General features: G+C 54.2%; 16 protein-coding genes and 1 other annotated feature. Of the genes, 4 read left to right on the plus strand and 12 right to left on the minus strand.

Features of this window, described 5'->3' with window-relative positions; translation table 11 throughout:
* Positions 1-30: 30 nt before the first annotated feature.
* The 11 genes from btuD to thrS form a co-directional block, all read right to left on the minus strand.
* Complete coding sequence (gene btuD, locus INF77_RS16630) at positions 31-786, minus strand: vitamin B12 ABC transporter ATP-binding protein BtuD (RefSeq protein ID WP_047368358.1); 756 nt, start codon at positions 784-786, stop codon at positions 31-33.
* Positions 786-1,337, minus strand: coding sequence for a glutathione peroxidase (locus INF77_RS16635; protein ID WP_193532579.1), 552 nt, complete (start codon positions 1,335-1,337; stop codon positions 786-788). The genes btuD and INF77_RS16635 overlap by 1 nt, the downstream gene beginning before the upstream one ends.
* A gap of 22 nt (positions 1,338-1,359) precedes the next feature.
* Entirely contained in the window at positions 1,360-2,340 is a 981-nt protein-coding gene (btuC, locus tag INF77_RS16640) for a vitamin B12 ABC transporter permease BtuC (protein ID WP_193532580.1), read from the minus strand.
* Positions 2,341-2,442: 102 nt separating this feature from the next.
* Positions 2,443-2,742 carry an integration host factor subunit alpha gene (gene ihfA, locus INF77_RS16645; RefSeq protein WP_003857805.1) on the minus strand — a complete coding sequence of 100 codons (300 nt, stop codon included), beginning with the start codon at positions 2,740-2,742 and terminating at the stop codon, positions 2,443-2,445.
* A 4-nt stretch (positions 2,743-2,746) separates the two neighbouring features.
* A complete protein-coding gene (gene pheT / locus INF77_RS16650; RefSeq protein WP_193532581.1) occupies positions 2,747-5,134 on the minus strand; it encodes a phenylalanine--tRNA ligase subunit beta in 2,388 nt (795 codons plus the stop codon).
* 15 nt (positions 5,135-5,149) lie between these two features.
* On the minus strand, positions 5,150-6,133 hold the full coding sequence (gene pheS / locus INF77_RS16655) for a phenylalanine--tRNA ligase subunit alpha (protein WP_010426091.1): 984 nt from the start codon (positions 6,131-6,133) through the stop codon (positions 5,150-5,152).
* 62 nt (positions 6,134-6,195) lie between these two features.
* Positions 6,196-6,320: a sequence feature (Phe leader region), on the minus strand.
* Positions 6,271-6,315, minus strand: coding sequence for a pheST operon leader peptide PheM (gene pheM, locus INF77_RS16660; protein WP_001386830.1), 45 nt, complete (start codon positions 6,313-6,315; stop codon positions 6,271-6,273). It overlaps the preceding feature by 45 nt.
* 117 nt (positions 6,321-6,437) lie before the next feature.
* On the minus strand, positions 6,438-6,794 hold the full coding sequence (gene rplT, locus INF77_RS16665; protein WP_000124850.1) for a 50S ribosomal protein L20: 357 nt from the start codon (positions 6,792-6,794) through the stop codon (positions 6,438-6,440).
* A 50-nt stretch (positions 6,795-6,844) separates the two neighbouring features.
* Positions 6,845-7,042 carry a 50S ribosomal protein L35 gene (gene rpmI / locus INF77_RS16670; RefSeq protein ID WP_003030583.1) on the minus strand — a complete coding sequence of 66 codons (198 nt, stop codon included), beginning with the start codon at positions 7,040-7,042 and terminating at the stop codon, positions 6,845-6,847.
* A gap of 97 nt (positions 7,043-7,139) precedes the next feature.
* On the minus strand, positions 7,140-7,682 hold the full coding sequence (gene infC, locus INF77_RS16675) for a translation initiation factor IF-3 (RefSeq protein ID WP_023616141.1): 543 nt from the start codon (positions 7,680-7,682) through the stop codon (positions 7,140-7,142).
* Positions 7,683-7,685: 3 nt separating this feature from the next.
* The gene (gene thrS / locus INF77_RS16680; RefSeq protein ID WP_028012814.1) at positions 7,686-9,614 is read right to left on the minus strand and encodes a threonine--tRNA ligase; all 1,929 of its coding nucleotides are present in this window, start codon (positions 9,612-9,614) and stop codon (positions 7,686-7,688) included.
* 322 nt (positions 9,615-9,936) lie between these two features.
* Between thrS and yncL the strand changes: the two genes are divergently transcribed.
* Positions 9,937-10,029: a stress response membrane protein YncL gene (gene yncL / locus INF77_RS16685; protein WP_071787459.1), complete on the plus strand. Its 93-nt coding sequence runs from the start codon at positions 9,937-9,939 to the stop codon at positions 10,027-10,029.
* A gap of 97 nt (positions 10,030-10,126) precedes the next feature.
* On the plus strand, positions 10,127-10,234 hold the full coding sequence (gene yniD / locus INF77_RS16690) for a small membrane protein YniD (protein WP_088205299.1): 108 nt from the start codon (positions 10,127-10,129) through the stop codon (positions 10,232-10,234).
* Between the two features lie 101 nt (positions 10,235-10,335).
* Here the strand turns inward: yniD and INF77_RS16695 are convergent, their stop codons facing one another.
* Positions 10,336-11,094: a YdiY family protein gene (locus tag INF77_RS16695; protein WP_028012813.1), complete on the minus strand. Its 759-nt coding sequence runs from the start codon at positions 11,092-11,094 to the stop codon at positions 10,336-10,338.
* 296 nt (positions 11,095-11,390) lie between these two features.
* On the opposite strand from INF77_RS16695, the gene pfkB reads away from it, so the two are divergent.
* Both pfkB and ghoS read left to right on the plus strand, forming a co-directional pair.
* Complete coding sequence (pfkB, locus tag INF77_RS16700; protein ID WP_041910452.1) at positions 11,391-12,323, plus strand: 6-phosphofructokinase II; 933 nt, start codon at positions 11,391-11,393, stop codon at positions 12,321-12,323.
* Between the two features lie 103 nt (positions 12,324-12,426).
* A complete protein-coding gene (gene ghoS / locus INF77_RS16705) occupies positions 12,427-12,717 on the plus strand; it encodes a type V toxin-antitoxin system endoribonuclease antitoxin GhoS (RefSeq protein ID WP_028012811.1) in 291 nt (96 codons plus the stop codon).
* The last annotated feature ends 18 nt before the right edge of the window (positions 12,718-12,735 follow it).

Below are 12,735 nucleotides of genomic sequence, written 5' to 3' on the forward strand. Positions count from 1 at the left end.
CGTGCAATTGTGTTCGCAGGCAAGAAACGGTTACTCCTGCCCGGTAGAAATCAGCATCTTATGTCCCTCTATATCCAGCCTGCGGAACGACATGTTGTAGGCGCGGGCAAGATTTGGCGGCGTAAGGACCCGATCCCGCGTACCGCTGGCGATCATCCTGCCGCGCGACAGGAGCCACACGCGATGGGCGTGACGTAACGTATGGTTAAGATCGTGGCTGCTCATCACTACGGCGATACCTTTCCTGCTCAGAGCGCTTAGCAGGCTATCCAGCGCCGCCTGCTGGGCAACATCCAGACCGCTCATCGGTTCATCCAGCAGCAGCATCCTCCCGTGAGGATTGCCCGCGGGATGGATCTGCAGAATGACCGCCGCCAGACGCACCCGCTGCCACTCCCCCCCGGAAAGCTGGCTGGCATGCCGGGACAGTTTATCTTCCAGCCCTAACGCCGCAGCCACTTCCTCCAGCAGTGCCGTATGCTGTTTGTCGTGCAGATGCAGCATCAGATAATGCCAGACCGGCATCGCAAAAGGCGGTACCTGCTGCTGCACCAGGTAGCTGCGCCGGTGGGCCAGCGAGGCGGGTGACCAGTCGACCAAAGCATGTTCCAGCAGCGTAATCTGCCCTGGCCCGGTGGTCAGCCCCGCCATCCGCGCCAGCAGCGTGCTTTTACCCGCGCCGTTTGGCCCGACGAGATGCAGGATTTCACCCGAATTGATGTCGCAGGTTACCGGCTCCAGACGCCCCTTCTCGGCGACGTCCGTGAGCTGCATCAGCAGCGACATTATTTCGCCAGCGCCAGCTTAATAGATTCCATGACGATCGGGTCCTCAGGCGTCATATCCGGCGAAAAACGCTGAACGACCTGGCCGTCACGACCAATCAGGAATTTTTCGAAGTTCCACAGAATATCGTCCGGATAGAGCGGCGCGCGGCCTTTGCTGGCCATGCGCTCGTAAAAACCGCTCTCTTCCGGCGCAACGGCCTTCGGCGCGGCGGCAATCAGCTTCGCATACAGCGGATGGCGGTCTTCACCGTTGACGTCAATTTTGCTGAACATCGGGAACGTCACGCCATAAGTGGTGTTGCAGAAGGTTTTGATCTCTTCTTCGCTGCCCGGCTCCTGGCCCAGGAACTGGTTGCACGGGAAGCCCAACACGGTAAAACCGTCTTTCTCCCAGGCCTTCTGAATATTCTCCAGCTGCTCGTACTGCGGCGTCAGGCCGCATTTCGATGCCACGTTGACGATGAGCAACACCTTGCCTTTGTAGCTTTCCAGCGTGGTGTTATCCCCATCAATGGTGGTCACTTCGGTATTCAGGATATCTGACTGCATAGCATTTCCTCAGGTTGTCGATTTAACGTCCAGCTTTTAATAGTAGCCAGATAAAGACTGGCGCGCCCAGCGTTGCGGTCACCACGCCAACAGGCAATTCTGCAGCCTTCAGGGCGAGACGGGCGATGATGTCGGCCACCAGCAGCGTGGCTGCCCCGGCAACCGCCGAGGCCGGAAGCAAGGTTCGATGATCCGTGAAGCCGCAAAGACGCAGCATGTGCGGAATGACCAGCCCGATAAAACCAATCGCCCCCGCCAGGGCCACGCTCACGCCTACCAGCCAGCCAATGGCAATGACCAGTACGTTACGCCAGAAACCAATCGGCATGCCGAGCTGGCGGGCAGAGATTTCCCCCAGCGCGAGCCGATTCAGCGGCTGGGCCTGCAGCGCAGCCCACGCGATGACCGGCACCAGCAGCGCCATTAGCCAGCCCTGGTGCCAGTCAACGCCGCCAAAGCCGCCCATCATCCAGTACATGAGCTGACGCAGGTCAAAGGAGGTCGAGAAGTAGACCGCCCAGGTCATCAGCGCGCTACAGATGATCCCCAGCGCGACGCCGGCAAGCAGCAGCCGGCTGGTCGACAGGTGCCGTCTGGCGAAGCGAAGAAGAATGATTGTGATCAGCAGTGCGCCGAGAATGGCGCTCAGGCTAATGCTCCAGCCGGAGAGTCCTCCCCCGCCCAGCATCACCGCCGCAATCAGCCCGACGCCTGCACCGTTCGACACCCCCAGCAGGCCGGGCTCCGCCAGCGGGTTTTCGAACAGTGCCTGCATAATAGTGCCAGACAGCGCCAGCGCGGCGCCGACCAGGATCACCGCGACGGTGCGCGGCAGGCGAATTTGCCAGACGAAGAGCTGCCCGTCAGGCCCCAGCCAGCTTTCAGGCCCGATCCAGCTGTCGCCTGCGCAGAGGCTAATACCCGCGGCAAGAATAAGCAGCAGCACCAGCAGAAGCAGGCGACGCCGATCGGAACGGTGCTGGCGATGAGCATAATCAAGCATGTGTACGGTTTGTTAGCGAGTGATGTAATTGATTTTACGGCGTGTTTGCCGGAGAGCGCAAAGAAAAAAGGCCGCGTGGGCGGCCTTTTTGGTTAGTTCATATTACTCTGCTTTAGGCGTTGCGTTTTCGACGCGGCTCTTTAACTTCTGGCCGGGTCTGAAGGTCACCACGCGGCGGGCTGTAATGGGAATATCTTCCCCCGTCTTCGGGTTACGGCCCGGACGTTGGTTTTTGTCTCGCAAATCAAAATTGCCAAAACCGGAGAGTTTTACCTGCTCACCATTTTCCAGAGCACGACGGATCTCTTCGAAAAACAGCTCTACCAGCTCTTTGGCATCCCGTTTGCTAAGCCCAAGCTTATCAAACAGATATTCTGACATTTCAGCTTTTGTAAGCGCCATAGGTTCAATCCCTCAATGATGCCTGGAATCGCTCTTTTAATGCCTCTACACATTTGGCGACGGTAGCGGCAATCTCCTCTTCTTCGAGTGTACGGCTGGTATCCTGAAGGATAAGGCTGATAGCGAGGCTCTTGAAACCTTCTGCTACGCCCTTGCCGCGGTACACGTCAAATAAGTTTACGCCAACTACCTGATTTACGCCAACTTTCTTACATTCGGCCAAAATATCTGCTGCGGGCACGTTTTCAGCGACCACAACCGCGATATCACGGCGGTTCGCCGGGAAGCGGGAGACGTCCTGCGCCTGAGGAATGACGCGGTCTGCAACCGGGCTCCACTCCAGCTCGAACACGATGGTACGGCCGTTCAGGTCCAGATTACGCTCCAGTTCCGGGTGGACAACGCCAATGAAACCAACGCGTTTGCCGTCTAAATAAATCGCCGCGCTCTGGCCCGGATGGAGCGCAGGAATCGCTTCCGCGCGGAATTCAATTTCAGATAATTTACCGGTCAGATCCAGAATCGCTTCCAGATCGCCCTTCATATCGTAGAAATCAACCGTGCCTTTTGCCAGGTCCCAGTGCTCTTCGTAGCGGTTACCGCTGATGGCACCAGCCAGCATGAGATCCTGACGGATGCCTAAATTTGCCTGATTATCCGGCACAAAGCGCAAACCGCTTTCGAAAATGCGTACGCGGTTTTGCTGGCGGTTCTGGTTGTAAACGATAGTCCCCAGCAGGCCCGTCCACAGGGACAGACGCATCGCAGACATTTCGCTGGAGATTGGGCTTGGCAGGATCAGCGCTTCCTGACCCGGGTGGATCAGCTGCTGCAGCTTAGGATCAACGAAGCTGTAGGTGATCACTTCCTGGTAGCCTTTGTCGTTCAGCATGGTTTTCACACGCTTCAGGGACAGGTTGGCTTCACGGTGGGCGCCCATCACCAGACCCGCCTGCACAGGCTCGTCAGGGATGTTGTTGTAACCGTAAACACGGGCCACTTCTTCCACCAGATCTTCTTCAATTTCCATGTCGAAACGCCATGACGGCGCAACGGCTTTCCACTCGTCCTGACCTTCGGTCACTTCGCAGCCCAGGCGCGTCAGGATGTCGGTCACCTGCGCGTCGGCAACGTGGTGACCAATCAGGCGATCCAGCTTGCTGCGGCGCAGGGTAATGGTCGCACGCTTCGGCAGGGTCGCTTCGTTGGTGACGTCAATAACCGGGCCCGCTTCGCCGCCGCAGATGTCGATCAGCAGGCGGGTTGCACGCTCCATCGCTTTGTACTGCAGCGCCGGATCAACGCCGCGCTCGTAGCGGTGAGAGGCGTCGGTGTGCAGGCCGTGACGGCGCGCGCGGCCGGTGATGGAGAGCGGGCTGAAGAACGCACACTCCAGCAGAACGTTTTGCGTTTCGTCGTTGACGCCAGAGTGTTCGCCACCAAAGATACCGCCCATCGCCAGCGCTTTGCTGTGGTCAGCAATCACAAGGGTGTCGGCGTTCAGTTTGGCTTCTGTGCCGTCCAGCAGCACCAGGGTTTCCCCCTCTTTCGCCATGCGCACAACGATGCCGCCTTCGATACGATCTTTATCGAACGCGTGCATCGGCTGGCCCAGCTCCAGCAGAACGTAGTTAGTGACGTCAACCACGGCGTCGATTGAGCGGATACCGCAGCGGCGCAGCTTCTCTTTCATCCAAAGCGGGGTTGGCGCTTTAACATTAATGCCTTTTACCACGCGACCGAGGTAGCGCGGGCAGGCATCAGCAGCGTCAACCTGAATCGGCAGCACGTCACTGATGGTCGCTTCAACCGGCACAATCTCCGGCGCGTTGAGTTCGGTCTGGTTCAGTACGGCCACGTCGCGCGCCACGCCGATAATACCTAAGCAGTCGGCACGGTTTGGCGTGACGCTGATTTCGATAGTATTGTCATCAAGCTTCAGGTATTCACGGATATCGGTGCCCACTGGCGCATCCAGCGGCAGCTCGATGATGCCGTTGTGGTCGTCGGAAATACCCAGCTCGGAGAAGGAGCACAGCATGCCTTCAGACGGCTCACCGCGCAGCTTGGCCGCTTTGATTTTGAAATCACCCGGCAGTACGGCACCGACGGTCGCCACGGCCACCTTCAGGCCCTGACGGCAGTTTGGCGCACCGCAGACGATATCCAGCAGACGGTCGCCACCTACGTTCACTTTTGTCACGCGCAGTTTGTCAGCGTTAGGGTGCTGGCCGCACTCGACTACTTCACCCACCACGACGCCGTTGAAGGCACCGGAAACCGGCTCAACGCCGTCAACTTCCAGGCCCGCCATGGTGATCTGGTTGGAAAGCGCTTCGCTGTCCAGCGTGGTGTTAACCCATTCGCGTAACCACAGTTCACTGAATTTCATTGTTCTGTCCTGCCCTTATTTAAACTGTTTGAGGAAACGCAGATCGTTTTCGAAGAATGCACGTAAGTCGGTCACGCCGTAGCGCAACATGGTCAGACGCTCCATGCCCATGCCGAAGGCAAAGCCGGAGTATACTTCCGGATCGATACCCACGTTGCGCAGCACGTTTGGATGCACCATGCCGCAGCCCAGCACTTCCAGCCATTTGCCGTTTTTACCCATCACGTCAACTTCCGCAGACGGTTCGGTGAACGGGAAGTAGGACGGACGGAAACGAACCTGCAAATCTTCCTCAAAGAAGTTGTTCAGGAAATCGTGCAGCGTGCCCTTCAGGTTGGTGAAGCTGATGTTTTTATCAACAATCAGACCTTCCATCTGGTGGAACATTGGGGTGTGGGTCTGATCGTAGTCGTTACGATACACGCGGCCCGGCGCGATGATGCGGATTGGCGGTTCCTGATCCTTCATGGTACGGATCTGAACGCCAGAGGTCTGGGTACGCAGCAGACGCGTCGCGTCAAACCAGAAAGTGTCGTGGTCAGCGCGTGCCGGATGATGGCCAGGAATGTTCAGGGCGTCGAAGTTGTGGTAATCATCTTCGATTTCCGGGCCAGTCGCCACGGTAAAGCCGAGCTCACCGAAGAAACTTTCAATACGATCGATAGTACGGGTAACCGGATGCAGACCACCGTTTTCAATACGGCGACCCGGCAGAGAAACGTCGATGGTTTCTGCCGCAAGACGCGCGTTTAGTACCGCGCTCTCCAGCTCGGCCTTACGCGCGTTCAGCGCCTGCTGAACCTGCTCTTTGGCTTCGTTAATCACCGCACCCGCTGCCGGGCGTTCTTCTGGCGGCAGTTCACGCAGGGTTGTCATTTGAAGGGTCAGGTGCCCTTTCTTCCCAAGATATTCGACGCGGACATTGTCTAACGCGGCAACATCTGAGGCCTGATTAATGGCGGCTGTTGCACTGGCAACCAGCTCTGCGAGATGTGACATGATTTTCCTCATTATGTCGGTGCAGACACCGATTTGGTGGAGTTATTCTCTCAAATTCAGGCACAAAAAAAGCCTCCATCGGGAGGCTTATCTGGCGCTGTTTTTCGTTTCATCTTTCACGCGCTAGCCTCCTGGAGTCAGGTGCTAAAGTAAAAGAAGAAGCGGAAAATAGCAGCATTCATGCTTGCGTTACCTTGTTGGGTAAAAACCGGTAAGACCTTATTGAAAAGCCTGCACGGATAAATGTCAATCTTCTGATGGTGTTAAATGAAAAGAGGGAGCCAGGCCCCCTCTCTCAACTGGCTTATGCCAGTGCTGCTTTCGCTTTTTCGACCAGAGCGGTGAACGCTACTTTGTCGAATACTGCGATGTCAGCCAGGATCTTACGGTCGATTTCAACAGAGGCTTTTTTCAGGCCGTTGATGAATTTGCTGTAAGAAATACCGTTCTGACGTGCTGCTGCGTTGATACGCGCAATCCACAGTTGACGGAACTGACGCTTACGCTGACGACGGTCACGGTAAGCGTACTGACCTGCTTTGATAACAGCCTGGAAGGCAACGCGGTATACGCGTGAACGCGCACCGTAGTAGCCTTTAGCTTGTTTCAAAATTTTCTTGTGACGTGCACGTGCAATTACACCACGTTTTACGCGAGCCATATGTGCTCTCCTGTATCTATATTCTTAGTAAAAAATTAAACGTTAACGGCTTATGCGTACGGCAGGCACGCGATAACCAGACCCAGATCGCCTTTAGAAACAAGGCCTTTTGGACGCAGGTGACGTTTACGCTTAGTAGATTTTTTGGTCAGAATATGACGCAGGTTTGCGTGCTTACGCTTAAATCCACCACCACCGGTTTTTTTGAAGCGCTTAGCAGCACCGCGTACGGTCTTAATTTTTGGCATCTTAATAACTTCCACTTCGCATTGTTAAATAAACGAAACATAGGCGAACAAAACCTATGAAACCCGAAGGCTCCACAGATTTTGCTGCTTGAAGGCCTTACTGTTTCTTCTTAGGAGCGAGCACCATGATCATCTGGCGGCCTTCGATCTTCGTAGGGAAGGATTCGACTACTGCCAGTTCACTCAGATCGTCACGGACGCGGTTAAGCACTTCCATACCAATCTGTTGGTGGGCCATCTCACGACCGCGGAAACGCAGTGTGATCTTGGCCTTATCGCCATCTTCCAGAAAGCGAATCAGGCTGCGGAGTTTTACCTGATAATCGCCATCGTCGGTACCAGGACGGAATTTGATTTCCTTAACCTGGATAACTTTTTGCTTCTTCTTCTGTTCCTTAGAAGACTTACTCTTTTCATAAAGGAACTTGCCGTAGTCCATGATACGACAAACTGGCGGTTCGGCGTTAGGGCTGATTTCAACTAAATCTACTCCAGCTTCTTCAGCCTTTTCGATCGCTTCTCTCAGACTCACAATCCCCAGCTGCTCGCCTTCCAGACCTGTTAAGCGAACTTCCTGGGCGCGAATCTCGCCATTGATACGATTCGGACGTGCCGTTTGAACTCGTTTTCCGCCTTTAATACCTTATTCCTCCAGTTGTTGAAGACTGCGGCTGCGAATCTCTTGTTGCAGCTTCTCAATCACTTCACTTACGTCCAGGCTGCCCAGGTCTTTACCACGGCGGGTGCGAACGGCAACTTTGCCTGCTTCCACCTCTTTATCACCACAGACCAACATATACGGGACACGACGTAAAGTGTGCTCGCGGATTTTAAAGCCAATCTTCTCATTTCTCAAGTCTGCTTTTACGCGAATGCCCGCATTTTGTAGTTTCTGCGTCAATTCTTTAACGTAATCTGCCTGAGAATCGGTAATGTTCATCACCACGACCTGCACTGGCGCAAGCCAGGTTGGGAAGAAGCCCGCGAACTCTTCGGTCAGGATGCCGATGAAGCGCTCCAGAGAACCGAGAATAGCACGGTGAATCATGACCGGTACCTGACGCTCGTTGTCTTCGCCAACATAAGAGGCGCTTAAACGCTGCGGCAGGGAGAAGTCCAGCTGTACAGTACCGCACTGCCATGCGCGATCGAGGCAGTCATACAGGGTAAATTCAATTTTCGGACCGTAGAATGCGCCCTCGCCCAGCTGGTATTCGAACGGAATACCGTTCTCTTCCAGCGCTACGGCGAGATCCGCTTCTGCGCGATCCCAGGTCTCATCGCTACCGATACGTTTTTCCGGACGCGTTGAGAGTTTGACCACGATCTTCTCGAAGCCAAAGGTGCTGTACATATCGTAGACCATACGAATACAGGCGTTAACTTCATCACGAACCTGATCTTCAGTACAGAAGATATGCGCATCATCCTGCGTAAAGCCACGCACGCGCATCAGACCGTGCAGCGCACCTGATGGCTCGTTACGGTGGCAGCTACCGAACTCCGCCATACGCAGCGGCAGGTCGCGGTAGGATTTCAGACCCTGGTTGAAGATCTGAACGTGGCCCGGGCAGTTCATTGGCTTGATGCAGTATTCACGGTTCTCGGACGAGGTGGTGAACATCGCATCTTTATAGTTGTCCCAGTGGCCGGTTTTTTCCCACAGCACACGGTCCATCATGAACGGGCCTTTCACTTCCTGATACTGGTACTCTTTCAGCTTGGAACGTACAAACGTTTCCAGTTCACGGAAGATAGTCCAGCCATCGTTATGCCAGAACACCATACCCGGCGCTTCTTCCTGCATGTGGTACAGGTCAAGCTGCTTACCGATTTTACGGTGGTCACGCTTCGCGGCCTCTTCCAGGCGCTGCAGGTACGCGTTCAGGGCTTTCTTATCCGCCCACGCGGTACCATAGATACGCTGCAACATCTTGTTGTTGCTGTCACCACGCCAGTAGGCGCCGGCGATCTTCATCAGTTTGAAATGATGACAGAAGCGCATGTTCGGCACGTGCGGTCCACGGCACATGTCGACGTATTCTTCGTGATGGTACAAGCCAGGCTTGTCATCATGAGCAATGTTTTCATCGAGAATAGAGACTTTATAGCTCTCGCCACGCTTGACGAAGGTTTCACGCGCTTCGTGCCAGCTGACTTTCTTCTTGATGACGTCATAGTTGGTCTCGGCGAGCTCGTGCATACGTTTTTCGAGCGCGTCGATATCTTCCTGGGTCAGGGTGTGGTCAAGATCAACGTCGTAGTAGAAACCGTTGTCGATAACCGGACCGATCGCCATTTTGGTGTTTGGCCACAGCTGCTTGATAGCATGACCCAACAGGTGTGCGCAGGAGTGACGAATGATCTCCAGACCTTCTTCGTCTTTCGCGGTGATGATTGCAAGCGTCGCATCGTTTTCAATCAGATCGGACGCATCAACCAGCTCACCGTTAACACGGCCGGCGATGGTCGCTTTCGCGAGGCCAGGACCGATGTCCAGGGCGACATCCATAGGGCTAACAGCGTGGTCGAAATGGCGTTGGCTGCCATCAGGAAGAGTAATTACAGGCATTTTATATCCTTATTTGCAGTGATGCCCCACACATAAGAGCATATACAAAGAAAATAATCGTGATTTGACAATAGATTACGACACCATCTGACCAACAATCGTCAAATTGGTTCGTCATCATGCACCTGCCGAATTCAGATTAATGCGGATTTACGGCAAGCGACGTAATGTTAACACTATCAGCAAGGAGATTGCACCCTCTGCAGCCAGAATGATGGGCTGGCACGTAGCGTAAATTTGCAGATTGCATCTCTCCGGCGCTCGCATTTCAGACATGCTGGGCTACTCTTGAACATGCCTTTTATATCAACAGGTGCATACCATGAATGTATCCAGTAGAACGGTTGTGATTTTGAACATCCTTTCCGCAACAGGTTTAGTGTTGATCCTCGCCGAACGATTCCACTGGTTCTGAGCCGCCCCCTTGTTGGCATAACTCGATCGCTCCCGGGAAGGCGCATCTTTTGGCCCCGTTTGATAGACTATGCGTATCAACGAACAAGGATTAGGTTATGCCAACAAAACGATTTGCCGTAAAACACTGGAAAATGGTGCTGGTGCTGGTTGCCATCTGCGGTGCAATGCTGTTATTTCGGTGGGCGGCAATGATTTGGGGCTAAGTACAAATAAAAATAATTGCCGTGGCGCGTGATGAGAGTTTATTGGCGCGGGTTAACCATAATAATGAAAACGGGCCGACACTTTCATCGGCCCGCTATGATTACATTTTATAGCCCAGCGAAATCGTGGTTCTGCGATCGGTATGATCCGGTGCCGTTTCTGGCGGTGAAGAGTTCCAGGTCACGTTGTAGGCCAATTTCAAACCGAAGTGTTCATTGATAGCCACATTCAAAGCGCTTTCGGAATTCAGCGTCGTATCCTCGGCACCAAACACAGAAACACCCTGCGTAAATTTTGTGTTGTCGGTCATCTGCCAGGCATACGTGCCTGAAGCATAGCCCAGCGGCTGGGTTTCATTTTCGCCATTGGTGTACTCGTCATAGCGGACACCAGGACCGAATTCGAAACGGAGGCTGTGTACCGGACCATTCAGGAACTGACGACCATAACCGGCGGTGAACACATCGCGCTGGCGATAGCCGTTGAAGCGGTCGGTTAACCAACTTGCCTGACCAAAGATGTAGTCATAGTCGGTCATGTTGTAACGGCTACGTCCACCGACCGCGTATTTCTCGGATGAGCGTTCATCGTTAGCGGACGTGTTGCTGGCATTCCCCCACAGCGACCATGCAGTGGTATTGCCGTACCAGGTCAGGGTGCTGTCCGCCGTCAGAGAAGAGCTTTTCGTGTTACCCGATTGCGCGAGATACCCGGCGTTCAGGTTACCTTCAAACGGTTTTTTGGCAGTGGAGGGATCGTCCATGACAGTAAAAACGGTGTCATCGGCGGCTGCATTCAGTGATGCAAAAACGCCACCCGCCAGCATCAGTGCTGCGGGTACTGTCTTCAAAAGCTTCATTTTATTTAAGGAGTCCGTACAACAAAAAAAGAGACCACCACGGTCTCGGAAACTTTCTTGAGGATCAATGACAAGGCGTCCAGAGAAAGGTAACAAATTATAAAAAGGCGCAAATAACATAGCAATATTTTCTTATTTCATTTTTTGAATAAGAACGATCTCAAAACGCGTTTTATTTTATATATCCCTCATCGCATTTATGTCAGCATTCATTTTTAAAATCATACTGTTATTTACATTGCCTTCCTGTCGATCGGTGCCAGGCTTAAAAGAACCCATGCTAAAAGGAGGTTATGATGGCTTCTATTTATACGCTGACGCTCTCCCCTTCCCTCGACTCCGCGACCATAACGCCGCAGATTTACCCGGAAGGTAAACTACGCTGTAGCGCACCCGTATTTGAGCCGGGCGGTGGCGGGATTAACGTTGCGCGCGCGATTACCCACCTCGGTGGTAAAGCGACTGCCATCTTTCCGGCCGGTGGTGCAACGGGGGAGCATCTTGTTGCCTTGCTGGCCGATGAACAGGTTGCCGTGGATACCGTTGACGCCAAAGACTGGACCCGGCAGAACCTGCATGTCCACGTTGAGTCCAGCGGGGAACAGTATCGTTTCGTTATGCCAGGCGCCAGGCTGAGCGATGATGAGTTTCGTCAGCTGGAAGAGAAGGTGCTAACCATTGAAAGCGGCTCGCTGCTGGTCATCAGCGGTAGCCTGCCGCCAGGCGTCAAAACAGAAAAGCTGACAGCACTGGTTGATGCCGTACTTCAGCGCGGCATTCGCTGCATTGTCGACAGTTCAGGCGAAGCCCTGCAGGCGGCATTAGAACCCGGACAGCTTGAGCTGGTTAAGCCTAACCAGAAAGAGCTGAGTGCGCTTGTTAATCGCGAACTTAGCCAGCCGGATGACGTGCGTACTGCCGCAGAAGAACTGGTTCGCAGCGGCAAAGCGCACCGCGTTGTCGTCTCTCTCGGTCCTCAGGGTGCGCTGGCCGTCGACAAGACGGGCTTTGTGCAGGTTGTTCCGCCCCCAATGAAAAGCCAGAGCACCGTCGGCGCAGGCGACAGTATGGTCGGCGCGATGGCGCTGAAGCTGGCGCAGGGTGCATCACTTCTGGAGATGACGCGCTATGGCGTCGCGGCGGGGAGTGCCGCCACCATCAATCAGGGAACGCGCCTGTGTTCGCTTGCCGATACGCAGAAAATCGTCGATTACCTGTCACGAAGCTAACCGATATATCCCCCTCCTGGTGGAGGGGGATATCTGTGGAAGTCGCCAAATATGGCGTATCGACTATGCTAAAAAAACTTTCAGAATAACAACGAGGTGAATTATGAGCAGTGGTGATATCACCCGCTACGTCGTGACCATCAGCCTTCATGAAGCATCGCTGACCGAGCTTAACGAGCTCAACAATGCCTTTACACGGGCGAATTTCCTGCTCACGCTAACGGATGACGAAGGTCATATTCATGATTTAGGCACCCTGGCGTTTGGCCTGATCGCAGCCCTGAGTGAAGAAGAGGTGCATGCGCTGGCCGCCAGCCTGGTGGAAAGCGTGACCGACAAGCCTGCCGACATCACCGTGGAGACGTGGGAACGCTGGCAGAAAAAAGAACAATAAGTGCCCTGCATGAAATTA

The sequence above is a fragment of the Enterobacter cloacae complex sp. P1B genome (assembly GCF_014982345.1).
Taxonomy (GTDB): Bacteria; Pseudomonadota; Gammaproteobacteria; order Enterobacterales; family Enterobacteriaceae; genus Enterobacter; species Enterobacter bugandensis.

Coding starts and splice junctions, on each gene's coding strand:
- pheS (WP_010426091.1), bottom strand. CDS start 6,133: ATGTCACATCTCGCAGAGCTGGTTGCCAGTGCAACAGCCGCCATTAAT.
- pfkB (WP_041910452.1), top strand. CDS start 11,391: ATGGCTTCTATTTATACGCTGACGCTCTCCCCTTCCCTCGACTCCGCG.
- ihfA (WP_003857805.1), bottom strand. CDS start 2,742: ATGGCGCTTACAAAAGCTGAAATGTCAGAATATCTGTTTGATAAGCTT.
- btuD (WP_047368358.1), bottom strand. CDS start 786: ATGTCGCTGCTGATGCAGCTCACGGACGTCGCCGAGAAGGGGCGTCTG.
- rplT (WP_000124850.1), bottom strand. CDS start 6,794: ATGGCTCGCGTAAAACGTGGTGTAATTGCACGTGCACGTCACAAGAAA.
- INF77_RS16695 (WP_028012813.1), bottom strand. CDS start 11,094: ATGAAGCTTTTGAAGACAGTACCCGCAGCACTGATGCTGGCGGGTGGC.
- thrS (WP_028012814.1), bottom strand. CDS start 9,614: ATGCCTGTAATTACTCTTCCTGATGGCAGCCAACGCCATTTCGACCAC.
- INF77_RS16635 (WP_193532579.1), bottom strand. CDS start 1,337: ATGCAGTCAGATATCCTGAATACCGAAGTGACCACCATTGATGGGGAT.
- rpmI (WP_003030583.1), bottom strand. CDS start 7,042: ATGCCAAAAATTAAGACCGTACGCGGTGCTGCTAAGCGCTTCAAAAAA.
- btuC (WP_193532580.1), bottom strand. CDS start 2,340: ATGCTTGATTATGCTCATCGCCAGCACCGTTCCGATCGGCGTCGCCTG.
- yncL (WP_071787459.1), top strand. CDS start 9,937: ATGAATGTATCCAGTAGAACGGTTGTGATTTTGAACATCCTTTCCGCA.
- pheT (WP_193532581.1), bottom strand. CDS start 5,134: ATGAAATTCAGTGAACTGTGGTTACGCGAATGGGTTAACACCACGCTG.
- ghoS (WP_028012811.1), top strand. CDS start 12,427: ATGAGCAGTGGTGATATCACCCGCTACGTCGTGACCATCAGCCTTCAT.
- yniD (WP_088205299.1), top strand. CDS start 10,127: ATGCCAACAAAACGATTTGCCGTAAAACACTGGAAAATGGTGCTGGTG.